This window comes from Halobacteriovorax sp. GB3, assembly GCF_028649655.1.
GTDB lineage: Bacteria > Bdellovibrionota > Bacteriovoracia > Bacteriovoracales > Bacteriovoracaceae > BSW11-IV.
Genome location: NZ_JAQSLN010000001.1, coordinates 238,703 through 264,533, shown reverse-complemented (window position 1 = coordinate 264,533; position 25,831 = coordinate 238,703). Strand labels below are relative to the sequence as shown.

29 protein-coding genes are annotated in these 25,831 nt (G+C 35.8%); 9 read left to right on the top strand and 20 right to left on the bottom strand.

Going from position 1 to position 25,831, the window contains the following annotated elements; all coding sequences use genetic code 11:
- Positions 1–27: 27 nt before the first annotated feature.
- Positions 28–654 carry a hypothetical protein gene (locus tag HBN50_RS01305; RefSeq protein WP_273867282.1) on the top strand — a complete coding sequence of 209 codons (627 nt, stop codon included), beginning with the start codon at positions 28–30 and terminating at the stop codon, positions 652–654.
- A gap of 23 nt (positions 655–677) precedes the next feature.
- Here HBN50_RS01305 and HBN50_RS01300 read toward each other — a convergent pair whose 3' ends face one another.
- The 6 genes from HBN50_RS01300 to HBN50_RS01275 all read right to left on the bottom strand — a co-directional run bounded on the left by HBN50_RS01300 (position 678) and on the right by HBN50_RS01275 (position 5,664).
- Positions 678–1,670, bottom strand: coding sequence for a lytic murein transglycosylase (locus HBN50_RS01300; protein ID WP_273867281.1), 993 nt, complete (start codon positions 1,668–1,670; stop codon positions 678–680).
- A gap of 80 nt (positions 1,671–1,750) precedes the next feature.
- Positions 1,751–2,326 carry a manganese efflux pump MntP gene (locus HBN50_RS01295; RefSeq protein ID WP_273867279.1) on the bottom strand — a complete coding sequence of 192 codons (576 nt, stop codon included), beginning with the start codon at positions 2,324–2,326 and terminating at the stop codon, positions 1,751–1,753.
- A gap of 60 nt (positions 2,327–2,386) precedes the next feature.
- Complete coding sequence (locus HBN50_RS01290) at positions 2,387–3,154, bottom strand: ZIP family metal transporter (RefSeq protein ID WP_273867277.1); 768 nt, start codon at positions 3,152–3,154, stop codon at positions 2,387–2,389.
- A 39-nt stretch (positions 3,155–3,193) separates the two neighbouring features.
- Positions 3,194–3,463, bottom strand: coding sequence for a hypothetical protein (locus tag HBN50_RS01285; protein ID WP_273867276.1), 270 nt, complete (start codon positions 3,461–3,463; stop codon positions 3,194–3,196).
- A gap of 39 nt (positions 3,464–3,502) precedes the next feature.
- On the bottom strand, positions 3,503–4,039 hold the full coding sequence (locus HBN50_RS01280; RefSeq protein WP_273867275.1) for an ankyrin repeat domain-containing protein: 537 nt from the start codon (positions 4,037–4,039) through the stop codon (positions 3,503–3,505).
- Between the two features lie 53 nt (positions 4,040–4,092).
- Positions 4,093–5,664, bottom strand: coding sequence for a catalase (locus tag HBN50_RS01275; protein ID WP_273867274.1), 1,572 nt, complete (start codon positions 5,662–5,664; stop codon positions 4,093–4,095).
- A 194-nt stretch (positions 5,665–5,858) separates the two neighbouring features.
- Here HBN50_RS01275 and hrpB point away from each other — a divergent pair, with 194 nt between their 5' ends.
- Entirely contained in the window at positions 5,859–8,381 is a 2,523-nt protein-coding gene (hrpB, locus tag HBN50_RS01270) for an ATP-dependent helicase HrpB (RefSeq protein ID WP_273867273.1), read from the top strand.
- A gap of 6 nt (positions 8,382–8,387) precedes the next feature.
- Here hrpB and HBN50_RS01265 read toward each other — a convergent pair whose 3' ends face one another.
- The 5 genes from HBN50_RS01265 to HBN50_RS01245 all read right to left on the bottom strand — a co-directional run bounded on the left by HBN50_RS01265 (position 8,388) and on the right by HBN50_RS01245 (position 12,045).
- Complete coding sequence (locus HBN50_RS01265) at positions 8,388–8,846, bottom strand: hypothetical protein (RefSeq protein ID WP_273867271.1); 459 nt, start codon at positions 8,844–8,846, stop codon at positions 8,388–8,390.
- Between the two features lie 81 nt (positions 8,847–8,927).
- Positions 8,928–9,335, bottom strand: coding sequence for a hypothetical protein (locus HBN50_RS01260; RefSeq protein ID WP_273867270.1), 408 nt, complete (start codon positions 9,333–9,335; stop codon positions 8,928–8,930).
- Positions 9,336–9,422: 87 nt separating this feature from the next.
- Positions 9,423–10,199, bottom strand: coding sequence for a type I methionyl aminopeptidase (gene map / locus HBN50_RS01255; RefSeq protein WP_273867268.1), 777 nt, complete (start codon positions 10,197–10,199; stop codon positions 9,423–9,425).
- A gap of 1 nt (position 10,200) precedes the next feature.
- Positions 10,201–10,884 carry a class I SAM-dependent methyltransferase gene (locus HBN50_RS01250; protein WP_273867266.1) on the bottom strand — a complete coding sequence of 228 codons (684 nt, stop codon included), beginning with the start codon at positions 10,882–10,884 and terminating at the stop codon, positions 10,201–10,203.
- Between the two features lie 75 nt (positions 10,885–10,959).
- Positions 10,960–12,045 carry an MBL fold metallo-hydrolase gene (locus HBN50_RS01245; RefSeq protein WP_273867265.1) on the bottom strand — a complete coding sequence of 362 codons (1,086 nt, stop codon included), beginning with the start codon at positions 12,043–12,045 and terminating at the stop codon, positions 10,960–10,962.
- A 156-nt stretch (positions 12,046–12,201) separates the two neighbouring features.
- Here HBN50_RS01245 and HBN50_RS01240 point away from each other — a divergent pair, with 156 nt between their 5' ends.
- Positions 12,202–12,789: a TetR/AcrR family transcriptional regulator gene (locus tag HBN50_RS01240; protein ID WP_273867264.1), complete on the top strand. Its 588-nt coding sequence runs from the start codon at positions 12,202–12,204 to the stop codon at positions 12,787–12,789.
- On the opposite strand, the gene HBN50_RS01235 is transcribed toward HBN50_RS01240, so the two are convergent.
- The gene (locus HBN50_RS01235) at positions 12,790–13,503 is read right to left on the bottom strand and encodes a pirin family protein (RefSeq protein ID WP_273867262.1); all 714 of its coding nucleotides are present in this window, start codon (positions 13,501–13,503) and stop codon (positions 12,790–12,792) included.
- Between the two features lie 106 nt (positions 13,504–13,609).
- Here HBN50_RS01235 and HBN50_RS01230 point away from each other — a divergent pair, with 106 nt between their 5' ends.
- Entirely contained in the window at positions 13,610–14,488 is an 879-nt protein-coding gene (locus HBN50_RS01230) for a LysR family transcriptional regulator (protein WP_273867260.1), read from the top strand.
- A gap of 37 nt (positions 14,489–14,525) precedes the next feature.
- Positions 14,526–15,623, top strand: coding sequence for a hypothetical protein (locus HBN50_RS01225; protein ID WP_273867258.1), 1,098 nt, complete (start codon positions 14,526–14,528; stop codon positions 15,621–15,623).
- 3 nt (positions 15,624–15,626) lie between these two features.
- On the opposite strand, the gene HBN50_RS01220 is transcribed toward HBN50_RS01225, so the two are convergent.
- Positions 15,627–16,217, bottom strand: coding sequence for a class I SAM-dependent DNA methyltransferase (locus tag HBN50_RS01220; protein WP_273867257.1), 591 nt, complete (start codon positions 16,215–16,217; stop codon positions 15,627–15,629).
- 83 nt (positions 16,218–16,300) lie between these two features.
- Positions 16,301–17,272: a deoxyhypusine synthase family protein gene (locus HBN50_RS01215; protein WP_273867255.1), complete on the bottom strand. Its 972-nt coding sequence runs from the start codon at positions 17,270–17,272 to the stop codon at positions 16,301–16,303.
- Positions 17,273–17,455: 183 nt separating this feature from the next.
- On the opposite strand from HBN50_RS01215, the gene HBN50_RS01210 reads away from it, so the two are divergent.
- Positions 17,456–18,598: a hypothetical protein gene (locus HBN50_RS01210; protein ID WP_273867254.1), complete on the top strand. Its 1,143-nt coding sequence runs from the start codon at positions 17,456–17,458 to the stop codon at positions 18,596–18,598.
- Here HBN50_RS01210 and HBN50_RS01205 read toward each other — a convergent pair.
- Positions 18,591–19,667 (bottom strand): hypothetical protein, encoded by a 1,077-nt coding sequence (locus HBN50_RS01205; protein WP_273867252.1) that lies wholly within the window; start codon positions 19,665–19,667, stop codon positions 18,591–18,593. The genes HBN50_RS01210 and HBN50_RS01205 overlap by 8 nt on opposite strands.
- A 107-nt stretch (positions 19,668–19,774) precedes the next feature.
- Entirely contained in the window at positions 19,775–20,230 is a 456-nt protein-coding gene (locus HBN50_RS01200) for an ASCH domain-containing protein (RefSeq protein WP_273867251.1), read from the bottom strand.
- A 93-nt stretch (positions 20,231–20,323) separates the two neighbouring features.
- Here HBN50_RS01200 and HBN50_RS01195 point away from each other — a divergent pair, with 93 nt between their 5' ends.
- Entirely contained in the window at positions 20,324–20,842 is a 519-nt protein-coding gene (locus tag HBN50_RS01195) for a TlpA family protein disulfide reductase (protein ID WP_273867250.1), read from the top strand.
- Between the two features lie 47 nt (positions 20,843–20,889).
- Positions 20,890–21,240: a zinc ribbon domain-containing protein YjdM gene (locus HBN50_RS01190; protein ID WP_273867249.1), complete on the top strand. Its 351-nt coding sequence runs from the start codon at positions 20,890–20,892 to the stop codon at positions 21,238–21,240.
- Between the two features lie 49 nt (positions 21,241–21,289).
- Here the strand turns inward: HBN50_RS01190 and HBN50_RS01185 are convergent, their stop codons facing one another.
- Positions 21,290–22,675: a hypothetical protein gene (locus HBN50_RS01185; RefSeq protein ID WP_273867246.1), complete on the bottom strand. Its 1,386-nt coding sequence runs from the start codon at positions 22,673–22,675 to the stop codon at positions 21,290–21,292.
- A gap of 307 nt (positions 22,676–22,982) precedes the next feature.
- Between HBN50_RS01185 and HBN50_RS01180 the strand changes: the two genes are divergently transcribed.
- A complete protein-coding gene (locus HBN50_RS01180) occupies positions 22,983–23,414 on the top strand; it encodes a hypothetical protein (protein WP_273867245.1) in 432 nt (143 codons plus the stop codon).
- A gap of 25 nt (positions 23,415–23,439) precedes the next feature.
- Here the strand turns inward: HBN50_RS01180 and HBN50_RS01175 are convergent, their stop codons facing one another.
- From HBN50_RS01175 to HBN50_RS01165, 3 genes are all read right to left on the bottom strand, one after another.
- Positions 23,440–24,648 carry a hypothetical protein gene (locus tag HBN50_RS01175; RefSeq protein ID WP_273867243.1) on the bottom strand — a complete coding sequence of 403 codons (1,209 nt, stop codon included), beginning with the start codon at positions 24,646–24,648 and terminating at the stop codon, positions 23,440–23,442.
- Positions 24,649–24,845: 197 nt separating this feature from the next.
- Positions 24,846–25,040, bottom strand: coding sequence for a cold-shock protein (locus HBN50_RS01170; protein ID WP_273867241.1), 195 nt, complete (start codon positions 25,038–25,040; stop codon positions 24,846–24,848).
- Between the two features lie 9 nt (positions 25,041–25,049).
- Positions 25,050–25,790, bottom strand: coding sequence for a class I SAM-dependent methyltransferase (locus HBN50_RS01165; protein WP_273867240.1), 741 nt, complete (start codon positions 25,788–25,790; stop codon positions 25,050–25,052).
- Positions 25,791–25,831 lie beyond the last annotated feature (41 nt).

Sequence of the window (25,831 nt, the reverse complement as noted above, 5' to 3'; positions counted from 1 at the left end):
TTAGAATCTATAAAGAAGAAGGTATTTATGAAAAAGCTAATTTTTCCATTAATTCTTGTAACAAGTATTTCAGCCTTTGCTGACCTTAAAACAGTTAAAGTTAGTGACGGGACAACTGCATCTTGTTCAAAGTTTTACGATACAGTTTCAATGGCCAATAGAAATGGAATGTACAGTGCCAAGGCAGTCCATGTTTCGATGACAAAAGACAATGTCGTTAGATTGAGTGTTGCCCTACTCTTCAAAAGATGTGAAATGGTAGATGAACAAGCAAAGGTTATTCCTTACTCTCCTCTTAAAACAGTGAATACAAAAGTATTCATCGGTGATCCAGCAGGAAAAGACCTAACAATTGAAACACTTCAAGCAAAACTTAAAACTTATGTTGACGGTAAATACGAAGTTATCAATGACCTTGCCTTAATTGATAAGGCCTATCAAGTTGCTCAGCTATCAATCCCACTTGAAAAACTAATTTCTGACCAAGCAGATACAGAACTATCAGAAGGAAAAACTGTTGATGCATCCATTGATATGTTCATTCGAAAAGAGATCACAAGAAATGATCAAGCAGATTACTCTAATCTTGGTAAATTTCGTGTCCATCTAAAAATCGAATCAGAGAAAGAAAACCTTAAAGTTTCACTCAAGTAATTCCAAATACAATGAAGCTCTCTCTACTTTGAGAGAGTTTCTTTTTTCAATGAATCCATAATTAGAATATTGAAGGCCGCGAATAAACTTGAATTATTCCATTTTAAAAGAGGTTCATAATTCGATCCTCTTAAAACGACAGGAGCATTTTGCAATGATATACTTGCGGCCCTACGTTTTGACCATGATTCATTATAAAGTTTCTTCTTATCTAAAGTTCTTAGACCCAATTGATTATATTCGCTCTTAGTGCGGTAACGATCAAGTTTGAAAGTGACATCCTTCGTTTTTATTGCAAGTGAGCCAATGCTCTTTCCTTTTTGCCATCCAGCCTTTTTCAAGAGAAAGGCAATAGAAGCAAAAATATCTTCCTTACTGTGCCAAAGATCAATTTTTCCATCCTTATTATAATCCTGCCCAAAGACAGGAATATTTGAAGGCATAAACTGACACTGTCCAGTTGCTCCGGCCCAGCTCCCTTTGAAATCATCAAAAGTCACATGTCCTTTACGAAGTAGTCTCATGGCCGCATTTAATTGGATTTGGTAGAAGCGTCTTCTTCTTCCTTCAAAGGCAAGTGTAGAAAGTGATCTTACGACATTGTAATCACCAACAATTTTCCCATAAAAACTCTCAACGCCCCAAAGAGAGATAATGGCCTCCTTATCAACGCCATAGTCTTTTTCTATTTTTTTTAAGAGCGCGAGGTTTTCTTTTAATAACTTCTTACCTTCGACGATTCTCTTATTATCTTCTCTTAACCATCTTTCGATGAATGAGTGATAATCAACTTTAGAACTTGAAGTTATTTGATTACGATCTCTTTTTATGACTTCGGGATCAATCGTAACGTTTTTTAGGATTTTCAAAGAAAAAGATGTTGGAATACCATGTTTAGCGGCCCATTTTGCATAGGACTTCTTCCACTGCTCAAATTCTCTCGCCTCACTTTTCGTATTCGAAGCTTGAATGGTGAAACAAAGAAATGTAAGAATCAAGGCCAGCGTCTTTTTCATATATTAATTGTAACAGGCCAAATCGTATCGTCAATGAATACTCGAAAATACTGGTCTAACTATCAAAAATCACAATCAGACTAGAGTCCTTCGTAAAGGAATTTGATTGCAAGACCTAATAAAATGAAACCACTGAGAAAATTAAAAATGGAGCCTAATTTATCAGAGGCCTTACGAGCAAGGCTCATTCCAGCAATTGTTGAGAAAAAGGCCCAAAAAGAAATTGAAAGAACAAAGGGAGCTAAAGGCTTCCCCGTCGTTCCAAGTCCTACACCAACAGCAAATGCATCTAAACTCGTAGCAAAGGAAACCAAAAGAATTTTAATCATTCCATGAAATTGTTTACTATCCCCTTTCTGTTCCTCATGAGCTTTTAATCCTTCGTATCCTTCATAGAACATGTGAAGGGCAACTGCACCTAAGAGGACAAAAGAAATCCAATGATCGATGAAATCGAATTTTGAAACAATTGTTACTCCAGAAATTGCACCAACAAAGGCGACAAGGCCCTCAGCAAATCCGGAGGTAAAAGAAAATTTTAAAACGTCTTGTTTATCATGCTTTCTAAGGCCCATTGCAAGAGCTGCAGAAAAAGAATCGGCACTTAAAACAAGTCCAACAAGAATGACTTCTAATAGTAGTGAATAATCTAGCATAGAGTTAACTTACATAAGCTTTGTAAGTGCAGTCAAGAAGCAAAAAGGCAGTAAGAAATACTATAGATAAAAATCAATAATAAACATTGTAACAACACCCAAGATTACACCAAAAGTAGCGTCTCTTTCATGTCCTTGTCTGAAAATTTCTGGAAGCATTTCTTGGCATATTACAAAGAGCATTGTTCCACCTGCAAAACCAAGAGTGAAAGGAAGCGCCATTTGCGAAAAGTAAGTTGCACTGTAGCCAATGGCCGCAGCAATAGGTTCGACAAGACCTGATAACAAGGCCATCATAAAGGCCCTGTTCTTAGTGGATCCCTCACTTAATAAGCCTATACCGACAACAAGTCCTTCTGGCATATTTTGAAGGGCAATCGCAAGTGCTAAACCTAATCCCTGAGAAACATCGCCACTACCAAAGCCCACTCCAACGGCAAGCCCCTCTGGAAAATTATGAAGAGAGATGGCGAGGACGATTAAAGTAACACGACTTATTTTTCGATCGTGCTTCATATCTGTTTTTTTGAAAAGATGTTCATGAGGTAGAAACTCATGAATCATAATAATCATGAGATAACCAAGAATAATTCCAACCAAAACAAATAAAGGAGCATGCTGGGACTGATAGAGAGAACGAGCGTTCTCAATACCAGGGATGATCAAAGAAATAAAAGAAGCGACGAGCATGACACCAGCACTAAAGCCGAGACCAACATCGAGTGTTTTCTTTGAAAATTCTTTTTTAAAGTAGAGAGGTAAAGCTCCAAGCCCTGTTGCAATCCCCGCAAAAAGAATTCCAAAGATAGTAATCGATGCCGATGTCATGAGTCACTCCTTAAGTCTAAGATTATGATATCAGCAAACTTATCTATTACCAAATCCAGGGTCTTCACTTTGTGAGTCATCTTTATCTCCAGGTAGATTACAACTAGATCTCATGAGTTGGAAAATCACCTTGAGGCTTAAATCACTTCCACTTTGGACTTGATTACGAATAAAGTCGAAATTATTCCCTTGGATCGCACGACTTATTTCTTCAGTTAAAATATCTCTTTCAGACTTTCTAATTCCTTCAGCTAGGGCAGTTGAAGAAAAACTAAGCGCTAAAAATGTTAAAACAATGACACTCTTCATTTTGTTCTCCTTACTAAGAGAGAGATCATTATCTCTCTTCTATTTACTTTCTAAAACTTGAACCATTTCACCATTCATTTGTTTTTTTGCAACGCTAATGGCCGAATCTCCGTTTGCATCTATTTCATTGGCCGACGAGCCCTTTGCCATGAGCTCTTTAGCTATTTCTTTTCTCCCAAAGAGCGAGGCATACATGAGGGCGGTTTGTTTAGCATTATTTTTTTGTGAAATTGTGCAAGATGATTTCATTAATTTATAGGCAACTTTAACATTGCCCTTAAAGATTGCTCCCATAAGTGCCGTATTTCCGCGACTATCTTTCTTGCATGGATTTGCATTATTTTTTAAAAGTAAAGAAACTAATTCTTCATGCCCATAATAGGATGCAAAAATTAAAGGTGTGTAACCCTTCTTATCTTGAATATCTAAATTTCCACCTAAACGAATATACTCTTTCATTAAGGCAACATTATTCTCTTTAGCTGCTCGATTCACTTTTTCTGCAAGTGTCTCATTGGCATTTGTTATAGAAATAAGCGATATAAAAAGTGTCGTGACCATTACTATTTTTTTCACTTTATTTCTCCTTTTGTCTTTAAAAAGAAAGGGGAGAGAAACTCCCCTCCTCTTTATTTTTTTGGATCGTCATTTACTTTCTTTGCAATTTTCTTAACAACACTTAACTCTGTATTTGTTGCTTTCGCTAATCGCGTTCCATAGTCAACGTCTGCAGCATAGGCATAAGCAACCATTTGCTGAACAACCTTTTTATTCTTTACTTGATTTAGATTTCCAGAAAAGTTTTTAACTAGATGCTCTTTATCAAAGTCACTATAAGCGCGGTAAGTTTCACCAGCTTGTCTGAAGTTCAATGTTTTAGAAATCATCTTCTGCTGAGTCTCTCCAGAGAGCTTATGATTACTGTATCTCTGACGAGTATCTTCATGCATTGAGCCTCTATCACGATTCAAGCTTCCATCAAAACTATTTGGCTGATAGTTAATGTGCTCTTTATCAGCTTCATAAGTTGCTAAAGACCCATCTTGAGCGAATGTGTTAATTTCAACTTTTGCACGGTTTACTGGTAGGTACTGATAATTCACTCCTAAGCGATATCTTTGTGTATCTGAGTAAGAAAATAGTCGTCCCTGTAAAAGTCTATCTTCAGAAGGTTCTATTCCAGGAACAAAGACTGCTGGAGAAAATGCCGCTTGTTCAGAGTATTGAAAAAAGTTCTTTGGAACTCTATTCAATGTCATAATACCAAGATTCGTACACTTGATTACCGCCATTTCACATTTCCAATCTTTTGTTGCATCAAGTGGATTGAAGTCAACCTTACTAAAATCTTTTTGATCAAAAACAAGTCCTACCAACTCCCAAGATGGAAATTGTCCTTTTTTAATTGAACTATAAAGATCATTTGTAAGATGTGAAAAGTCTTTTCCCTGCATTTCACTTGCTTCTTTAGCAGTATAACCTTTGTCAGCTTGTTTTGACTTCCATCTAAACTTCACATACTTCACAACGCCTTTGTCATTAACAAATTTATAAGCATGGACACCATTTCCATCCATTCCCCTCAATGTTCTAGGAGTACCTTTGTTTGAAAATAAATGTGTCCACATATGGATACTTTCAGGATGGTGGGCCATGAAATCAAAAATTCGATTTGCATCTTGTCTATTTGTCACAGGATCTGGCTTTAGTGAATTAACCATATCTGGAAACTTCATAGCATCACGAATAAAGAATACTGGTAAGTTATTTCCTACGAGGTCCCAATTTCCTTCATCTGTATAAAACTTCGTTGCAAACCCTCTTGGGTCACGCAATGTCTCAGGAGAGCCCTTTGAATGAATAACAGAAGAAAATCGTACAAATACGTCTGTTTTTTTATTTTTCCTACTAAAGAGTGAGGCCTTAGTTAGATCTTCAAAATTCCCATAAGATCTAAAGACACCATGAGCTCCAACACCTCTTGGGTGCACAACCCTTTCAGGAATTCGCATTCTGTCGAAGCGTGCTAGTTTTTCAATTAAATGAGCATCTTCTAGTAAAACTCCACCATGCTCGCCTGCTGTTTTTGAGTTTTGGTTATCACCTACCGGAGCCCCTGTCTCTCTTGTTAACGTTTTTGCATTTACTGTTGAGATTAATAATCCCGACAAAGCCAAAGCAGCTATATTTTTAACCTTCATATCTTTCCTCCTATAGAAAGGCCTTATCTGTTTAGCCATTTTGATAGAGAGAACTGAAAAATAGAATTCACCAATATTGATACCACCATAGATAAAAACTATTACAAAGAAAAACATGATAGAGACCACGTAAAGCAACTGTAATTTAAAGGCTACCCTAGATTATTTAGCCAACAACGCGCTATAATAGGCCTGTGAAACTCTTACCAGATAGATTTCCCATTGATGATTCTCTTGCTGAAATTCTCGAAGAATTGAACAAGAATCAGTGCTTATTAGTGAAGGCTGAAACCGGTGCTGGAAAGACAACACGTCTTCCTCCCTATATTTGTGAACACACAGATAAAAAGGTGCTCGTTCTTGAACCGAGAAGGTTGGCAGCAAAATTATCTGCTAGTCGATGCGCTCAAATACTCGAATCTAAGATTGGAGATCGTGTTGGTCATCATATTCGCTTTGATAAAAAGACCAATAAAAACACTGAACTGCTCTTTATTACAGAAGGACTGTTCCTTTCCTATCTAAGAAATGATCCAAGTTTAAAAGATTATGGAACAATCATCTTAGATGAGTTCCATGAAAGAAGTATTCACACCGACCTAGCACTTAGTTTAATAATTCACTTACAAAAAACATCGAGACCCGATCTCAAGCTAATCGTCATGTCAGCGACTCTAGAGACCGATAATTTAGAAAGATTTATCAGTCGACCCAAAGTCTTTCACATTAAGGGAAGAACATTTCCAATAGATATTGAATACATGACGATTTCGCCAAATGAGGCCATCGTTCAAATGCTAGAAGACCATCGTTGTTCAAAAAATATTCTCGTTTTTCTTCCTGGTATGAAAGAAATCAAAAAAATTGAAAGAGAGCTTAAAGATAATATTTCACCAAATATTGAAATTCTTCCTCTTCACTCCTCTCTTTCAAAAAAAGATCAAGATCGGGCCTTCAAAGGAAGCAATAGAAAGATCATTCTTTCAACAAATATAGCTGAAACATCACTCACTATTCCTAACATAACAGGTGTTATTGATATTGGATTAGAAAGAAGAGCAAGCTTTGCTCCTTGGAGTGGAATGCCACTACTTTTATTAAGTAAAATATCAAAGGCCAGTGCGATTCAACGCTCAGGTCGAGCAGGAAGAATTGAAAGTGGACTGACTTACAGACTGTATGATCAAGCAGACTATGCAAGAAGAGAGAATTTCACACCTCCAGAGATTAAGAGAGTTGATTTATCAAATCATATATTGAATCTTTTGAACTTTGGAATAGATCCCGTTGAGTTCAACTGGTTTGAACAACCAGAGGAGAGGAATCTAAAACGTGCTCTAGATCTATTAGATCTCTTAGATGCCACAGAGAATGGAAAAATAACACAAAAGGGCCGTTTTTTAGCAAAGCTTCCTCTTCATCCACGACTATCTTCTATGCTTTATGAGGCTAAAGACGATGACAATATCAATGATATTCTTCTTTCTATTTGTATTATAAGTGAAGACTTTATTCTTAAGAGAACGAGTGAATTTCATGACGATGATCACGAACCTTGTGACCTTACAATTCAGTGCAATCTTTTAAAAAGTTATCATTTTAATGACAAGAAATTAAGCGACTATCCTCTTTCTTATTTAGATACTAAAAAAGCAAAAAGGGCCCTCGATTTATACGAAAGTCTCAAACATAGCCTTTCAATCGATAAGAACTTAGAAAAGAAGAGTTGTCATCATCAACAATTCAAAAAGGCCTTGCTCGCTGGTTTTTGTGATCGAGTTGCACAACGAAGAGAGGCAAAAACGAAAAAGGCTCGTTTTGATACCTATAAGCTCTGTCTAGGAAGAGGAGGAGTTCTCTCCAAAAGAAGTGCTCTATTAAACTCTAAGCACAACTATGTCATTGCTCTCAGTGCAACAGAAGATCCTAAGGCCAATGCCGCCATTGGAACAAAAATAGATGTTGCCTCTAGCATTTCAGTCGATGATCTTTTAAATCAAAAATCCTCGCTTCTCTCGCAAGAGCGAGAAACTGTTTTGAATGCGAAAAAAGGAATCCTAAGCCTGACAAAAAACTCTAAATATGGAGGATTAGTTATAAAATCGGAGGCGCTTCCCCCTGTCGTGGCAAAGGGTCAAGATCTGATCTATGCTATTATCGAAAGCTGGCCATGGCCTTTTGAAAGTGAAGATGAGCTCAATTTATACAATCAAAAAGTTGAGATATTAAATAATTTGGAAGTCTCACATCAGTGCCCCCTACTCACAGGGGATATGTTTGAGCTTTTCATTCATTCAATTATAGATGAAGAGTTATCTTATGAAGAGTTGGCAAAGAAAAAGCTCCGCACCCTCATTGAAGAACAGCTTTCGCCTCAAGATCTTTATACGATTCAAGAATTAACCCCAAATTTAATTAAATTGGAAAATAGCAAATCTTTCCAAGTTCATTACGATGAGGAAATTCCTTATATCAGAGCAAGAATTCAAGATCTTTATGGTATTAAATCAAATCCAGTCATATGCGATGGAATGATCGTCTTGAAAGTGAAACTACTCTCCCCCGCCGATCGTGTAGCGCAAGTCATAGGAGATTTAATGGGGTTTTGGAAGAGTTCATGGCCAGAAGTAAAAAAGGATCTTAAAGCGAGATACCCGAAGCACTTTTGGCCAGAAGATCCTATCAATAGTGAACCATTGAGAGTTAAAAGAAAGTAGAAAACTCTAATCTAGGTCAAAAAGTAATTTCAACTCAGTTGTCTTAAATTTCTTAATAGAACTAACGAGTTCTTCATCAAACATCCCCTCAATTTCTTCGTATGAAATTTCACTAGAAGCATAGAAGTTATGACATTGATGATAAGTCTTTTTTGCGATGACGTAAGTCGTATTTCTGTATGAAACGATTTTAGAAATTCTTGTCTTTTCAATCTTTCTTTGTTCAATCTCAAAATCTGAAACAAGAAGATCATATAAAAAATTTGAATTGTTCTTTTCTTCTAGAGAATAAACCAGATGATCAATTGAGTATTGAATATCTTTTGCAGCTGATAAGCTTCCAAAAGTTCTTTGAAGTTGCATAAACTCATTCAAACAGCTGTATTCTACGTGTGATGTAGCCTTAGCATGAACTGTAATTAATGTAGATAGTGCAACAACGAATAACTTGATTTTAGATCTCATAACCTCTCTCCTCATAGGCCCATCATAGCCTCAAGAGAAAAAACTTTCTCTTTGATTGAAAAATTTGCAAAGGCAAATCATCTAAACAAAAATCGCTGAAAGAGCAACAATAGAGATTAAAGCCAGTGAACAAAGAAAACTGAAAAAGTAAAAATACACACCTTCAGAAAATGGAATGAACGTATATCCATAGATCATTGTTGGAAAGAGAACAAAGAAAAGAATTGAAAGACATGAGATGATTGTATTCTTTCTTAGTCCTTCAATATCCTCAATATTTTTACTTTTATGATACATTGTAAAACAGAGTATCAAAGAGAGATAAGGCAGAAAGTGAAAACTTTGGGCCTCAATGGTTTGAGGAATAATACTGGTAATGAATGATAAGTAGATCGCGACACTGAAGAAAAGAGACACATAAAAACTAGCTCTTAAACTAAGAACAAAGAGTATTTTTTTTGAAAATGCCTTTGAAATAATATTGATCATCAACGACTCCACTGACGGCGACGATACCGCCTCCCAAAAAATGGGGCAATGGAGTCTGAATAAAGTATATTACATAAGTTACTGAAACTACTTCACTAGGTCTTTTTCTTCATCTCTCAGAGTAAGAATCTCATAACCAGTATCAGTCACGACGATCGTATGTTCCCACTGAGCAGATAATTTGCGATCAACTGTCACAACAGTCCAGTCATCATCTAGATGTTCAATCTGTGAACTTCCTTCATTCACCATCGGCTCAATTGTAAAAACCATACCCTTTTCAAGCTTTAGCCCTTTACGTTTTTTACCGTAGTGAAGAACTTGTGGATCTTCGTGCATATTTCGACCAATACCGTGACCACAATACTCTTTAACGATTGTATAGTTATTTCTCGTAGCATGCCTATGAACATGAAAACCAATATCGCCGAGTGTATTTCCGGCCTTAACTTGTTCAATTCCTTTAATTAAACACTCTCTTGTCACATGACATAGCTTTTGTGCCTCTTCGCTACACTCTCCAACTAGATACATGCGAGAAGTATCAGCAATGAAGCCATGCTTTTTAACAGTGACATCAAGATTAACAATATCACCTTCTTTAAGGATTTCATCTCTAGAAGGTACCCCATGGCAAACGACATGGTTAATAGATGAGTTAAGAGCAAATTGAAAATCGTATTGTCCAATCGATGAAGGAATCGCATCATAATCCTCACGAATCCATTTTTCAGCTAATTTCGCAATATCGTAAGTCGACACGCCAGGCTTAACCTCAGGGATTAGACGAGTTAAAATCTCTCCAGCTATTTTCCCCGTCTCACGATAAAGAACGAGATCCTCTTCACTTTTTAAATCAATCATATCATTTCCATTTTTTAATTTGTTTTTTCAATTTTCTTTTAAGACGTTTTAACTGGTGAGCCTTCTTATAACGTCTTAAAACAAGAGTATTATAAGCTCGCTCAACAAGGTTCGCTTGGCTTCTCTTCTTTGCAAAAGTTGTATCTTCTGTTCTTCCAATAAAGCTAACTTCACAGCTTGTATACAACTCTTCCCAAAGTACTTGTTTTACACCCGGCCACTTTGAATCGTGAAAGAGAACATGGCCCCCTTCTATAAGTCTTGGAAACCAGAGTTTAAAGTCATCATAGACATCTTTATATTCGTGAGAACCATCGATCCATAGCATTCCAATTTTATCTGGAATATCATCAAGAGCATCGCGAGACGCTTTTCTAATAACGATTACCTTATCTGTTACATTAGCACTTTTGAGGTTTCTTTTGAACTCTTCAAAAGTATCGATTGGTTTTTCCGATAGTCCATGATGCTCACTTGATCCAATGTGAGGATCAATCGCATAGACTTTTGAAGATGTTGAAGACTTAGAAAGAAGAACTGTAGATCGGCCTTTCCATGAACCTATCTCAACGATTGGCAAATCGTTTGGAACCCTTTTTGCTTTTTCGTGAAGAAGCTTTGCTACAGGATAATTTAGCCATCCCTCAATCAAAGATATCTCATTCCAAATTTGTTGCCAGCTCATCTATTCATTCACTTGATTCTATTTATGATAAAAATCTTATACTATGAACAATGAGCTCCAACAAGCTGATTGAAGCTATTTCCACCATGGATTTAGACTAAATTCATCGTTTAGTTTTACGACTTGACCAATTTTAGGAATAACAAATTTGGTATCAGCCTCGGCCATATCAAGTAATTGTAAAACTGGATCATTCCACGCATGTTTTGATAAGACAAACATCCCCCAGTGCACAGGAAAGTACTTCTTAGCTCGTAGGTCTTTATAGGCATGAAGAGAGTCCTTAGGCATCATATGTACCTCTTCCCACTTTTCGTTATATTGTCCACTCTCGACATAAGCAATATCAAAAGGTCCTAACTTATCTCCAATTTCTTTAAAATGGACATCATAACCAGAGTCCCCACTATAGTAGAGATTAAAGCTCTCAGACTGGATAACCCAAGAGGCCCATAGAGTTTCATTTCGATCAAATAAACCTCTTCCTGAAAAATGTTGAGCAGGAGTTGCAATAAAGCGAAGGCCATCAACTTCGTGACTCTCCCACCAATTCTTTTCAATAATTCGATCAGTTGGTATCCCCCAATTCTTCAAATGATTCCCAACTCCTAAGGGAGTTATAAAAGTTACCAGCTTATCTTTGAAAAACGTTGTTGTTTCTTTATCTAGGTGATCATAGTGATCATGCGAAATAACGATATAATCAATCTCTGGTAAATTCTCTAGGGAGACAACAGGGCTTTGAAATCGCTTAACAAATAAACTCACAGGTGAAGCGTTATCAGAAAAAACAGGATCAATGAGAATCAACTTTCCTTCAAAGTTTAAAAGAAATGTTGAATGGCCAAACCATATAGAGTGAACACCTTCAGTTCTCTTAGAAAACTCTGCTAAATCAGGAATATTTTCAGGTAAGCGATTCTTAGGCTCTAAATCCTTTGCTTTAGATAAAAAACTAAAAATACTTTTAACTGACATATTTCTCTTCCACATTTCATCAATAATGCCAGGCTTTCTATTGAGAAAGACCTCTTTATCATAGTCATAGTTTGAAAGTTTCTTTGTATTTTTATCATTCTTAGTTTTCGCGTCCATCGCACTACATCCTAGGATTATCATTGATATAAAAGAGAGAGATATAGCAATATTTTTAAGATTCATCTAAAGGCCTCCCATAGAGCTTTCCCTTGCATTCTTTCGCGGTTCCCACTAAAGTATACACATGTGTTTACTTTAGAACGGGTTAATGTCTCATGCAACAAAAAAGTAAACACAGGTGTATACTTTCCTAAATTAACCTCTAGATTTTAGGTACTTATGTCTAAAAAAAGTGAACAAATCCTCTTAGCTGCAACTGACGAATTCCTGGCGAAAGGCCTAGAGGCTGCATCGATGCACAATATTGCAAAACTAGCTGAAGTCTCTAAGAGAACCCTCTACAAGTATTACCCTAGTAAAGAAGACCTCTATGAAGCGCTTGTAGGTTATATCCTCGATAGAATAGAAGCTGTTTATCAATTCGACTATGAAAACGGCCTTGATATCAAAGACCTTATTGAGCAGATCGTTGAAGCCAAAATTGAATTTACTCTCTCAGATAGTTTTCTGAAAATTTCAAAAATCACTTTTGGAGAACTTTTAAAAGGCAAAGTTTTTTCAGAGAAGGAACTTAGTCGAATTTCTCAATCAGAATTACTTTTTATCAACTGGATCGAAGCACAGCAAAAGAAGAAAACGATCACAAAAGAATTTAGTGCAGATGAAATCGCGAACCAATTCCACTCTCTTTTAAAGGGACAGATCTATTGGCCAGTTCTCTTAGGTCTAAAAAACAAGAGTGACCTAGACCTTCAGAGAATTAAGAAAATCACAGTGGATTTCTTTCTTAAAAATTTTGTTCTTTAATTAATCGAGCATTGGAACTTCCATCACTAAGATCTCAGCTTCTTTAGAACTTTTCACCTCGATATTATCGATATCTTCAATACCAAGTCCATCTCGATCTTTAAGACTTACTCCATCAACTTCAACATCACCCTTGATCACAAAGAAATAGACTCCATTATCCTTTTCGTACTTTTGATATGTTAATTTTTTTCCCTCATCTAAAGTAACTTGTGAAAAGTAAGCATCTTGATTGATCGCCGCAGAATTATCGCGTCCATCCGGAGAGACAATCAACTGAAAATTATTTTTCATGCCCTTTGGGTCAAACTCTTTTTGAGAATAACTTGGTTCAACTTCCATCTTTTTAGGCAATACCCATATCTGTAGAAAATTAGCCTCTTCACTTGCTGAAGCATTAAATTCACTATGGGCAACTCCTCGACCAGCACTCATTGTCTGGATTTCGCCTTTGCGAATGACGTATTCATTATTCATTGTATCTTTATGTTTTAGCGCACCCCGAATAGGAACAGAGATAATTTCCATATTGCGATGCGGGTGCGTTCCAAAACCCATTGATGGTGCAATAATATCGTCGTTAATAACTCGCAGTGTTCCAAAATTCATTCGATCGGGATCGTAATAACTAGAAAAGCTGAAAGTGTGATCACTTTTCAACCAGTCAATCTCAGCATGACCTCTTGTATTGGCCTTATGTAGTGTATGTGTCATATATTCCCCTTTTTTATTTCATTATAACGAGTTATAGATTAGTAAAATATTATTATTTCATTAATAAGATGATAAAATTAAACTATCATTATAATAGGGAGCAGAGATGACCTTAGATCAAATAGAAATACTAATTGCAATTGCCCAAGAAGGCGGCTTAAGGGCCGCGGCAAATAAGGTAAATAAAACTCAACCAAGCCTCTCCGTTTCAATCAAAAATCTTGAAGAAGAAATTGGCATAATACTATTTAACAGAGACTCTTATAGAATGACTTTAACAGAGCAAGGAAACACGCTCTACCAAAAGGCCCTATCGATTCAAGAAGAAGTCGATCAATTTCAAAAAGTCGCTAGGGAGTACGCCATGGGAAAAGAGGCAAAAATTAATCTGGCCATCGATTACCTATGCCCTATGGAATTTATATTTTCTATTCTTAATAAATTCAAGTCGAGCTGCCTAGAAACGCAACTACAAATGCACTTTGAAGTTTTAGGAGGCAGTGAGGAGCGTCTACTTACAAATGAAGCACAATTGGCCTTAACACCCTTCCTCACTCATAAGGATATTGAGTATACAAAAATTGGGAATATTCACCTTCTTCCCGTTATTTCAAAAAGTCTTACGGGTAATGAAAAAATAACAAAAAAGCTACTAGAGAAAGTTCCTCAAATAATTGTAAAAGCAACATCTCAAAAAGAAAGTAAAACACAATTTGAACAGATTATTAATTCTCCACAGTGGGTTGTTTCAGATCATTTGATAAAAAAAGAACTTATTCTTAATGGACATGGTTGGGGTCATCTTGAGAGAAGCTCGATTACAAAAGAGCTTAAAAGTAAGTCCTTGAGTGAAATAAAATTAAGCTCTCTTAAAAAAACAATACTCCCCCTCTATCTCGCAAAATACCACAATCATGCTTTTGGACCTGTTTCAAAAGATCTTTGGAGTTTTATTAGAACTCAATTTAAAAAAGACTTCTCATAAATTTAAGTCTGCTTAATAGAGAACCGATAAATAAAATATGAGTACAATTGAATCAAAAAAAACAACAGGCTGCCTCGCACTTTTTGGGCTTCCCTTCTTTGCTGCAGGCTGTTTCTTTTTATATGCTATGCTCGAAAGTTCTGTAAAATGGAATGGCGAAAGACCGACTCTCTATGTTGGAATTCCTTTTTCACTAGTCTTTATTCTGATAGGTGCCACTGTTATGGTAGGTCGCTCAGGCTATGTTATCGATACGAGGAGGAAAAAGGGATATTTCTATCTAGGACTTCTCATTCCTCTTTATAAGAAGCACTTTGATTTATCAAAAGTTGATTATATCAATATTAGTAGCGAGCTTAGAAGTAATAAAAACTCTTCTTACACCGTTTATCCTCTGACACTAATTCCTTATCAAGGTAAGCCCATAAAAATAGAGAATTACTCAAGAGATTATATTATATCTAGAGAGCGAGCTGAAAAGATTGCTAGACGTTGTCAGGTGCGCCTTAAAAATGAAGTTGAAGGTGGAGAAATCCTTGATCCTTCACAAATTGATCAAGCTTTTCTTGAAAAACTTAGATCAAGAACTTTCAATCTTAGTCGGCCGGAAAAGAGTAATATTGAAATTAAAGAAATTCAAAACGAAACAAGGATTACAAGTCACTACGCAAGTAAATTTCTAACAAGCTTTTTGCCAATACTTTATCTTCTAATTTTTATTTGTCCAATATGGCTCATTTTTTTAAATAAAGGAATCAACAATTCTTGGCAGTTTGAACTGGCCATCACGGCTTTCTTTGCTCTCCCCATATTCGCCACAGTCCTGAGATTACTTTTATCTTTCAATACTGGTTTTGAAGTGAAAATCACAAAGACAACGCTGCAAGTTTTCTATCGTGGACTTATTCCAAGAAAGAAAAGTATAGAGATTAGAGAAATTGATGATATCCATTCTGTAGAAATTGCAAATATCCCATCAATAGTTAAATTAATAAAATCAATCTCTGGCCTTCCACATGCCAATGTCACATTGATTTCAAATGAAACAAAAATTGGTTTTTGGCCTTTTGAATCAAATGAAGATGCCCTTTATTTTAAAGAGCTCTTAGAGGAATCATTAGCAAAAAGAATTTAATGACTAAGAGAAAACCGCTAAAAATTGATCGTAGGTTTTTTCATTTTTCTCTTTTGTATTGATCGTTGAAATTCGAACAGACATGTCATGTTCTTGGGCCCAAGATTCAATTTCATCATTCGTAAACCCAAAGTGTTTTACGCCCATTGCAATAGGATCAGGATGGAAGCTACCATCTTCTTTTTCTAAATCAACAATAGCAATTTGCCCTCCTGAATTTAGAAGATTACGAAGTTTACCAATCATGTTTTTTGGATCTTCAAGATGATGGAAGGCCATAGAACTAATGATGAGATCAAACTTTAGATCAAGAGTTTCATATTCTAAATTAAGCATTCTCGAACTTATATTCTCAAGCCCTTTAGTCTTTTCATTGAAAACCTCTAGCATTCCAGCAGATGTATCAACCCCAACAAGACTGTGAATATAATCAGAAAATTCAAGTCCAAAAAGTCCCGTTCCACAGCCAAAGTCCATAATAGAGAGCTTTTCTTGAATATTTAATTTAGCAATTGTCTTCTTAGCAAGATCTTGCATCAAAAGTATTTTTTCGTTTGAATCCCATGTATTGGCGACATGATTAAAATGAGACATAGATGAGTCCTTGTTTTAAATGAGTACACTCTATTAAAACAAGGACTTGTTATAGTATCAAGGTTTTGAGAAATATTCTCGCTTTAGTGTCCTAATACATAGGCAAAGATAAGTGGGGCGACAATGCTAGCATCAGATTCAATGATAAACTTAGGTGTAGAAACCTCTAGCTTGCCCCAAGTAATTTTCTCATTGGGAACTGCTCCCGAATAAGAACCATAACTTGTTGTCGAGTCTGATATTTGACAGAAATACGACCAGCAAGGAATCTCTCTTTGATCTAGATCCTGAGAAAGCATAGGAACAACACAAATTGGGAAATCACCAGCGATCCCACCTCCAATTTGAAAGAAACCAACACCATCTTTTCCAGCCTCATCCAGATACCAATTCGCAAGCCAAACCATATATTCAATACCACTTTTCATTGTCTGAGCCGATAGTTCGCCTTGCAGGCAATAACTAGCAAATATATTTCCAATAGTAGAATCTTCCCATCCTGGAACAACAATCGGTATATTCTTTTTAGCGGCCGCTAGCATCCACGAATGTTCAGGATCTGTTTCATAGTATTGTTCTAACTCTCCACTAAGAAGGAGCCTGTACATAAACTCATGGGGAAAGAGTCTCTCCCCTTCTTGTTCTGCTTTTTTCCAGTGCTCAATTAGGTGCCTCTGAAGCTTTCGAAAGGCCTCTTCCTCAGGGATACATGTATCAGTCACTCTGTTGTAGCCTTGATTTAAGAGCTCTTTTTCATCTTCAGGCGAGAGGTCACGGTAGTTTGGTATTCTTTTATAAGAATTATAGGCGACAAGACTCATAATATCTTCTTCTAGGTTTGCCCCAGTACAAGAGATGATAGAAATTTTATCTTCTCGAATCATTTGGGCCAAAGAAATCCCAAGCTCAGCACTACTCATCGCGCCTGCAAGTGTCACCATCATTTTCTTCCCATCTTCAATATGGGTTTTATAGGCCTTTGCCGCATCAACAAGTGAAGCTGCATTGAAATGTCTGAAGTTGTGTTCGATAAATTTTGAAATTTCACCACTCATAATCAATCCCCTTTTAAGATGAAATTTTAGCACTAAATTAACTTCACTATGAACTTTTGAATAATAGATTTATCTGCCCTTTCACTTAGTTTTTTTCTAATCATCAAGCACTTACTGCCCATCAAAACATGAAAGATTTTCAACAGTTAAGCTTTTTTCATCTTCTTTATATAAAGAAGAGCCATGCTCAAATACATTCTTTTCGCGACCCATACCTTGCTATTTTTAACAAGCGCCCAAGCTGGAGTGAATTGCTATCGGCTCATAAAAGAAATCCATCAAGCAGATTCCCCAGTCCTCCTTGAGAGATTACATGGACCAATTGAGCAAAAACTCTTTCTCCATATCTTTCCAAAGAGGGAGGAGGATGAACTTAAGGCCCTTCCAAAAATAAAGGCTTTTCAAAAGTTCCTTAATCACTATCAATTAAATTGGAATGACTTCGATCTTTATAAGAAAAGGGCAATTGCGCTTACTTATTTAAACGAAGAAATTGAATCCTTAAAAAACATCACTAAAAATAATCTCGATTCTCTTCGAGAAAAAGAATTAAAACGCTCTTTATTAAACCACGGAGTAGAAGACTTCAATGAAAGTTCAACTGAAAAGTTGAAAGAAATCAGTCAGAAGAACCTAGAGAGAATTTCTAAAAAATTTCGTTATCAAGAAGAAAACCTAGATAAAAGTCTTTACGACTTTATATCACAAATTCAACTTCAACCCATTCATAATTCCCACATTGTTAAAAGCGAGTTTTACTCCCCTATTCTATCATCAATGATGATTCAAGAAATACTTGGTAGTGGCGGCTTTAACACTGCTCATTTTAATCGAGAAGTCATGCAATCAGATGGGAATATCTTTTTCTTTGCTGAGTTGAAAAATCAGAAAAGTAATGATCATTTAAAAGTGAAGAAATATGGAAAAAATAAAATGACAATCAAAGAAGAGACTCTCTATCGAAATGGATGGGTTTCTCCCTTTATTATGTATCAAGACGAGCTTATGGTCTTCGGTAATTCAGTTCGCGATAGAAGTATTCTTTTAGATTTATCCTATGAAGAGAAGATCCTGTACTACAAGGACCTTTTACATTTGTATGACTTTACGCCAAATGATTACGAGACGCTCGTTAAAATGACTCTCACAGAATGGGTCATCGGCCTTAGAAAAGCAGGTCATTACCGTTATAAAGTTTTTCAAGAAAATCCAGAGAGATTAATTGATGAAGTTCAAACTGCTTTTAAAGAAGCGCTTGGGGTCCCCTTTCGCTTTGAATTCAAAGTCCCCGTCCTTATCCCAATAAGTGAGCAAATTTTTATTTAGCCTCTTGTTCAATAACAACATCTGTGATGACTGAAATCTTCTTTTCACTTAGGATTTCCAGTGCATCTTTTGTAACTCCACGCATGAGTACTAAAGAAAATTGAACACGGTCTTGAATGCCAAGAAAGTCGAGAATTTCGAGGTCTTCAAGAGATTGATCAAGAGGAGTTTTCTTTTTAGATCCTTTAAAAAGATCATTTGTTCTAAGTGGTGATTTTAAGTTTTTAACTTCTAAGATTTGATATTGCCCATCCACAAAACGAATGAGATCAAACTCTTTATTGATAATAAAGTCATAAGTTTGTTCGAAGAATTCTTTTCTCGTTTGTCTGTGATCAAATTTAAAAACGTGAGGATACTTGGTTGTAAGAGCACGATTAGAATATGAGCTAACCTTTTTCTTTGCACTCTTAAAAGCTTCTTCAATAATTTTCTTTAAATTACTTAAATACTCGTTATCAACATAGTCATGTTTAACTTGAAAAGAGTGGCCAACAATTTGATTCATTCTCATCGCAACATCAAATTCACCAATTTCACCTTTATAGACATTGATTCCAAGAGAATCGATAAAACTCCCCTGTCTTGGGTCGTTGAAGTTGAATCTTCTTTTCATCAGCTTTGGATTCTCTTGTAGCTTTTCATAAGCAAGATACTTTCTCGCTGGCATAGAGATTCCATTTATTAACTTAAGAAGGTAGTGATCAATTTCTTCTGAAATTCCAAGAGCACTTTCAACATGTTTGATAAATTTCTCATGTCTCTCAAAGTAGAATTCAGTAACCTCAGAGAAAGTAACTTTCTTTCTTCTTCCGAGAGCCTCCTGCTCTTTTAAATAATTTTCTATTGAAGGTCTAAACGCGAGCATTTGAGATCTAAACTCTTGATAATTTTCAAATTGTTTAGAAAGTGAATTCTCTCCATAGCCAATTTCATAGGAATTTCTTGTTGGTGCCTTTGAAAAGGCAGACATACTTTCAACGCAGTTTCCAACTGGACGAGCTGAATAAACATCCATTGAAAAACTTGAAAGACTGAAAAAGAAAAGAAGGAGCGAAAATATCTTCAAAGCAATATCCCTAATTTGAATTTCTATTATTTTATAGAAAACAGTTATTTAGAGATATATGCTTTGAAAAAATCACCTAGTTGTTTAGTATTTTGACTAAAGAGGTCCTATTTATAGACAACCTCGTAGAATTCAGTCACAAGTGTCTCTTCATCCAAGTTTGAGATCTGCCAATCCTTTAAATACGGAGTGAAAAACTCAACATGGGCCTTGCGCCAATGCTCAATTGAAAGATCACCTTCCCCTTCAGCACGAGCAATCTCTTCAGTCACTTGATCAAAACGAGTGAATTCAACACGAATTGTTTTCACAATACACTTGGGCTCGCCTTTGGAATTTAAAATGATCCAATAATTACCAACTTTTGGTAATTCATCACCCGCTAACTCATAGTCTTTTACAAGTCCACTTCCTGCCGTTTTCTTGCCACTTAAGTACAGTTCTAGCAATTCATCTGCGATCGCCTCATTTCCAGCTATTCCGATCTCGACATTTGGCCGTGCAGGTCTCGCTTCAAGAGTCTCTAAATACTCTTCCCAAAATTCATGAACTCTATCTTCCATAATGACTCCTTAATTACTTATGTATTCTAAACAAATTTCCAAGAAAACGCTTATCTTTTTTCCAAGTCAGCTCAAGCGAGCTATACTTTGGCAATGAAAACTCAATGGAAATCAGCCTTTTCACATCTAACTAATCTTATAATGGTGCTCTTTCTTTGCACACTTGCCTATAAACAATATGAGATCTATAGAGAAAATCAACGCTATATCGATCTTAAAGTAGAACAAAAGCCGACTTTTAGTTACTTTCAAGGACAAAGGGTTCAATTAGATTTTCCCTCGCAAGAGCAAAATAACATTGCCTTGTTCTGGTCGACAACCTGTGCTCCTTGTAAATTGGAAATGAAAAGACTCCAACGATCGATCGATCAAGGTCACATCTCTGCCCAAAAGATTGTAGCCATCAATCCATGGGAATCTCAACAACTTATTCTCAAGTATTTAAAAAAGAACTCTTTTTCCTTTCATTTTCTTCTTGAAGATAACCTTTCTGAAAAATTACAAATTTATGCCACTCCAACGGCCGTATATTTTGAAAATGGAAAGATCGTCAACATCAAGTCAGGAATGAGTTTCACAGGAATTTGGCAAGCAGAGAGCTTTTTAAAATAAGATAAATCATTATTTACATCCCAAGTTCCAAGGATTAATCTAAACCCATGAGTGAAGAAAATAAAACATGCCCAAAATGTGAATCCCTTTATGGATACTTTGATGGTCAATTATGGAATTGCCCAGAGTGTTTTCATGAGTGGAGTCTTGATAGTAACGAGAACGAGCAAGTTGAAGCCGAGCAAAAGTTCCTAGACGTGAATGGTGTTCAACTCCAAGATGGAGACTCTGTCACAGTCGTCAAAGATTTAAAGGCCGGTAAAGGGACAATTAAATCGGGAACAAAAGTGAAGAAAATTCGTCTTCTTGATGATCCAGTTAATGGTCATGATATTTCATGTAAAATTGACGGACATGGCTCCCTTTATCTGAAGTGCTCTGTTGTAAAAAAAGCTTAAGTATACATGAAATAAGGCCGATCAATATTGGCCTTATTTAAACTTAATGTCACTTGAAGTCCTCACTTTCAATAAAGCGAGAGCGAACAAATAGATCGACCTCAGCAGCAAGCTTCGAAGCTCCGCCATCTCTCAAAGAAGTTACAAAACTTTGATAAGGTCTTAGATATCGAGATTCATAAATATCTTTTTGCGTTTGAATAAATGAATCGGCCCATTCCATATAAGGAACTTCTTTATTTTCAAACATGCCCTCAATGACTTTTGTTTCACTATCTTTTGAACGAAGATAAATAGCTTGAGTAGCATAAGCACGTTGTTCTTTGATTACTTGAAAAATAGGAAGAAGATCTTTATTTTGAAAATCAAATCCACTCTCTTTTGTAAATTTTGATTTAAAGAATTCTACAATCTCTGCATTTTTCTTTTGTATAAAGTCTTCATAATGCTTTACTTCATGAACGATGAAAGAATCATCAATTTTAGGAGTTAACACAATATAGTTATCCGCCTCTTTACCCAAATTCTTTGAGATACTAGTAACAAGGTTATTCCCTTTAGGAACAAAGGCACCATGAATTCCATGTTCATTAGTCGTAAGTAAAAATTTAATGCCTTCATCAAGATATTCTTCCAAGATTAAAGAAGTATCATGTGCAAAAACCCCACCTCTTGGAACTTTAGTCATTTGAATATAAAGACCACTTTTTTGATAATAAAGATGCTCTCGAAATTGATGAAAAACAACATCTCCTTGACCTCCGTTGCCAAAAAAGTCTTTTAGTAACTCTCTTTCTGGTAAAGTTACTCCCATATTCTCAAAGAACACATCTCTTTTTGAAACCCAAAGAAGCTTACCTTCAAGGGATCTCACTTTTACGCTCTTATGACTAACTTCAACAACTTCAAAAGGTTCTTTTACATCTTTTCCATGCTTTGCCTTGCTGGACCTCAAAATGATATATTCAGAAGGCTTAATATCCCATTTGAAAAAGGATGTTTGAGCAAGCTCATAAAACTGGTCAATAGGCATTCTGCGAAGAACTCGGTCCTTGCGTCCTACATAATCACGAGGACCCTTTCGCCAAATTTTAAAATTTACATAGAATTCGTTTTTCTTTTTAACAGGGGGACCAAAGATATATAAAAGGTCATAGACATCAGAATCAAGTCTGAGCTCATAGCTTCTTCCCAATTTGTGAAGATTACCATCTGGGTCGATATAAGCTTCTTCTAGCAATTTATGATTTCTAAAACTCGCCTGTATTTCTTCTAATCTCTTTGTGGATCTATCGATCTCTCTTTGAGGAATCTCATAGGCCTGATAGCCTTTATCTGGATTAAAAAAGACCTGAAGGAGTTCATTACAACTTTTAAAGTCGTTGTGGGGATATTTAGATGCGGCATTAAGGTTAAAGCTAATAAGAACAAGCAATAAGTATAAACTCTTATATCTCCTAAAAGAATGCTTCTCACTTCGCTTCATACTCACTCACTACCTAAATAAAGACTTATTGTTCACTATTTCTATTCTCAACCCTTCTCTGAATTATTTATTTATTTTTGAATTTTTTTTATGAGCTGAAAAAAGTTAGACAGTATGTAGAAGACAACTTTTTGTGCCTATGAATGCATAAGCTTTCGCCCATAACTCTCTCAAATCTAGAGCCTTTAAGAAATTTCTCTTCGTTTTTCAGCACCTCCTCTACAATCATTTCATCAATTAAAAAAATGAGGAAAAAATGAATCCATTTAAATTACTTCTTTTCATAATTTCTCTATTACATGCCTTTTACAGCTTCTCTTACGAGAAGATGAATGAATACAAGAAAGTAGAGATTGAAGGATATATTCAAGATAATCCCCGCGTATATGAATCGAAAGATGGAAAATATAAAAGCTACTCATTTAAGATATCTGATCAAAAAGAAAGTAAATATGGAGACCAATACGTTCTAGTAACTTTCAAAGAAATTGTCTGGGGCGAAAAAATGGGAGAAGATTTCAAATGGAAAAAAGGTGATAAAATTAAATATAAGGGAAAGCTCTTTCCCGCCAAGAAAAATAATTCAGGTCTCGTTGGATCATTTTATATTAATGATTATGATCACAGTGAGTTTTTCAAAAAAATCAGAAAACCAGCGTCACTTAATATTAAATACCTTGAAGAGTAAAAAACTCTTCAAGGCCTTTTCTTTATTATTTTAGTAAATCCATTGAACATTCAAATTTTGTCTTGTCTTCACACTCTCCACGAACAGCATTCGAGTAGATTTCGTGAAAGTTGAATGCCTCACCTTTTTCATTTCTCTCTAAAAGATTCTTGGCCCAAATCACAGTATTATCTCTTAGAGATACTGTCACACCGTTTGCCAGACTTTTCTTTGATTCATAGTAACTGCGCTTAATATACTTTCTAATATTCTCTAAGTTTTGAATTGTCCACAGTGGTTTCTGTTCTTCTCGAATTTCTTCAACAATCGAATCTCTCTCTTCTTTTGTTAAAGAAAGAGTGACATTGTTTTTAACGTAATATCTTTTTTCATTACCAAAATTAAAGTCTTCAGCAGGGTTTGTAAGAATATGCAAATCAGAATCGATAAATTGGTCATTGAAAGAGGCATCACTTCTCAGGCGTTCTAAAGTCGAATCAATATCGCTTTCTCTTTTTTTATAGAGCTTATCAAGAGAGTTTTCTACAACAACGAGACCTTGGTGGATTTTCGTATCGAGAATAGGAAGATCTAAAGTAGATTCTCCGCGATCGGCCTTTATATTAAGAATGCTCTCTTTGATATTGATATCATCGTATTTAAAAATATCTCTTTTTTCTGACTCTGTTCGCCCACGATCAAATGAAGCATACTTCACCTGTCCATCTGATTGGGCCTCACCATCGAAAATGAGTTCTCCATCAGAAAGAGAAATTTTTCTCAGAAAATCTTCTCTCAGCATCTCATATTCATAGAGAGAAAGAAGTCCAATCATGGCCAGACGACGTGTTCGAGTGACATAATCATATTTTGCAATCTTCTCAAGGCCACTTAAAACAAAGTTAGATTTGATATTAAATTTTATTGAAAGCTCAATAATATTTTTAACAGTATGATAGCGTTCGGAAATATTTCGATTCAGTCGCTGTGCAATTTTCTTTTGATCTTGAGGACTCAAACTAGAGGCCGATAACTCCTGCTCAAATTCAGGGGGAACAGTAAGCTGAAGCATGAGATCTATCGCTTTTTCTGCTTGATCTTTCGTCTTGATCTTAGAAACCTCACGATTCACATCGCGAGCGACTTTAAAAATATCGCCTTTTGTAGGAATCTCATTTAGCCTTTCAATATATAAAGTCGAAGCACTTGCCATTTGCAAGAAAAAGCTCGTTGCCAAAACTAAAGGTATTTTCATGAATGCTCCCAATTTCTAATAAAGATTTTTAAAGAAATTGAAGCAAATTCTATGCCATAAGAAATGGAGCTAAGTTATCTTAATTAAATCTCAAGATGTTAGCTTTTTATACACGTGGAAATTTTTTGTTGAAAATAAAGAACGAAGAGAAAACTAGAGATGAGCATGAGCAGAAACTCCGCTCATCTCTACTTAGATTAAATAGTTTTTACTTGAACAGCGCAAGGTCCTTTTTGACCTTCACCAACTTCGTAAGAAACTTTTTCATCTTCTTTAAGAGTTGTACCTTCAACTCCAGTGATGTGAACAAAAATGTCCTGTCCACCATCGTCAGGCTTGATAAATCCAAAACCTTTCTCATCATTAAAAAACTTTACTGTACCTGTGGCCATAACTTTCTCCTAGTTTTTCATTGCCTTTAAGTCTGTATTCGAACTATAAATTTTTATTTCTCCAGAACTTAAATATCCATTAGTTTGCCAAAATTGTTTATATTTTTTTTCTAATAAGTAATCAACAAGATCACCCTTAGTAATTAAAAAGAAGTTATATTCTTCTATGCGTGAAACCAGTTCGTCTAGTATTTTGCAAATATCTTCAGCTTCACTAAAGTCATAAATAAAATAAACTTGCGCTTGGGGCAAGATAAATTTTTCTTCGAGAACATTTTCTAAGAGAATCTCGCAATTAACAAGTTTCAACTTCTCGAAAACTCTATTTCCCTCTTGCTGACGTTGCTTGAGAATCTCAAAACCGATGAATCTAGCCTCCGGAAAGAGAGAACTCATAACAAGACCTACCCTGCCATATCCAGCGCCAATATCGACGATTTTATCAATATTATGCTCTTGTATTATATAGAGGGCCTCGAAAATATCGTTATATGTTGTTTGTAGCGCCTGTGGATGGAGTCCAATCCAAGTCTGAGTCCCTGAGTAGTGCTTCTTCTTATTGCTCTCATCAGGACATTGATAGTACGAACGGTACTTTTGCGTAAGTTTCTGCTCAATTTTTGGGATTTTGTAACCAAAAGTGCGATCCAAATTCTTAGAATGAATTCTCGGATGGAGACCAGATTGTCTCATGTATGTACGAGGATTTCTTGCTGCGTCACAAAGAGAATCCATTTTACGCTCAATCAAAATTGTACTCAAAAACTGCTAAATTAATAAAACTGCTTAAG

What these genes read in the sequence shown, in the direction of transcription:
- HBN50_RS01305 (WP_273867282.1), top strand. Translation starts at nt 28, where the DNA reads ATGAAAAAGCTAATTTTTCCATTAATTCTTGTAACAAGTATTTCAGCC.
- HBN50_RS01300 (WP_273867281.1), bottom strand. Translation starts at nt 1,670, where the DNA reads ATGAAAAAGACGCTGGCCTTGATTCTTACATTTCTTTGTTTCACCATT.
- HBN50_RS01295 (WP_273867279.1), bottom strand. Translation starts at nt 2,326, where the DNA reads ATGCTAGATTATTCACTACTATTAGAAGTCATTCTTGTTGGACTTGTT.
- HBN50_RS01290 (WP_273867277.1), bottom strand. Translation starts at nt 3,154, where the DNA reads ATGACATCGGCATCGATTACTATCTTTGGAATTCTTTTTGCGGGGATT.
- HBN50_RS01285 (WP_273867276.1), bottom strand. Translation starts at nt 3,463, where the DNA reads ATGAAGAGTGTCATTGTTTTAACATTTTTAGCGCTTAGTTTTTCTTCA.
- HBN50_RS01275 (WP_273867274.1), bottom strand. Translation starts at nt 5,664, where the DNA reads ATGAAGGTTAAAAATATAGCTGCTTTGGCTTTGTCGGGATTATTAATC.
- HBN50_RS01265 (WP_273867271.1), bottom strand. Translation starts at nt 8,846, where the DNA reads ATGAGATCTAAAATCAAGTTATTCGTTGTTGCACTATCTACATTAATT.
- HBN50_RS01260 (WP_273867270.1), bottom strand. Translation starts at nt 9,335, where the DNA reads ATGATCAATATTATTTCAAAGGCATTTTCAAAAAAAATACTCTTTGTT.
- map (WP_273867268.1), bottom strand. Translation starts at nt 10,199, where the DNA reads ATGATTGATTTAAAAAGTGAAGAGGATCTCGTTCTTTATCGTGAGACG.
- HBN50_RS01250 (WP_273867266.1), bottom strand. Translation starts at nt 10,884, where the DNA reads ATGAGCTGGCAACAAATTTGGAATGAGATATCTTTGATTGAGGGATGG.
- HBN50_RS01245 (WP_273867265.1), bottom strand. Translation starts at nt 12,045, where the DNA reads ATGAATCTTAAAAATATTGCTATATCTCTCTCTTTTATATCAATGATA.
- HBN50_RS01240 (WP_273867264.1), top strand. Translation starts at nt 12,202, where the DNA reads ATGTCTAAAAAAAGTGAACAAATCCTCTTAGCTGCAACTGACGAATTC.
- HBN50_RS01235 (WP_273867262.1), bottom strand. Translation starts at nt 13,503, where the DNA reads ATGACACATACACTACATAAGGCCAATACAAGAGGTCATGCTGAGATT.
- HBN50_RS01230 (WP_273867260.1), top strand. Translation starts at nt 13,610, where the DNA reads ATGACCTTAGATCAAATAGAAATACTAATTGCAATTGCCCAAGAAGGC.
- HBN50_RS01225 (WP_273867258.1), top strand. Translation starts at nt 14,526, where the DNA reads ATGAGTACAATTGAATCAAAAAAAACAACAGGCTGCCTCGCACTTTTT.
- HBN50_RS01220 (WP_273867257.1), bottom strand. Translation starts at nt 16,217, where the DNA reads ATGTCTCATTTTAATCATGTCGCCAATACATGGGATTCAAACGAAAAA.
- HBN50_RS01215 (WP_273867255.1), bottom strand. Translation starts at nt 17,272, where the DNA reads ATGAGTGGTGAAATTTCAAAATTTATCGAACACAACTTCAGACATTTC.
- HBN50_RS01210 (WP_273867254.1), top strand. Translation starts at nt 17,456, where the DNA reads ATGCTCAAATACATTCTTTTCGCGACCCATACCTTGCTATTTTTAACA.
- HBN50_RS01200 (WP_273867251.1), bottom strand. Translation starts at nt 20,230, where the DNA reads ATGGAAGATAGAGTTCATGAATTTTGGGAAGAGTATTTAGAGACTCTT.
- HBN50_RS01195 (WP_273867250.1), top strand. Translation starts at nt 20,324, where the DNA reads ATGAAAACTCAATGGAAATCAGCCTTTTCACATCTAACTAATCTTATA.
- HBN50_RS01190 (WP_273867249.1), top strand. Translation starts at nt 20,890, where the DNA reads ATGAGTGAAGAAAATAAAACATGCCCAAAATGTGAATCCCTTTATGGA.
- HBN50_RS01180 (WP_273867245.1), top strand. Translation starts at nt 22,983, where the DNA reads ATGAATCCATTTAAATTACTTCTTTTCATAATTTCTCTATTACATGCC.
- HBN50_RS01175 (WP_273867243.1), bottom strand. Translation starts at nt 24,648, where the DNA reads ATGAAAATACCTTTAGTTTTGGCAACGAGCTTTTTCTTGCAAATGGCA.
- HBN50_RS01170 (WP_273867241.1), bottom strand. Translation starts at nt 25,040, where the DNA reads ATGGCCACAGGTACAGTAAAGTTTTTTAATGATGAGAAAGGTTTTGGA.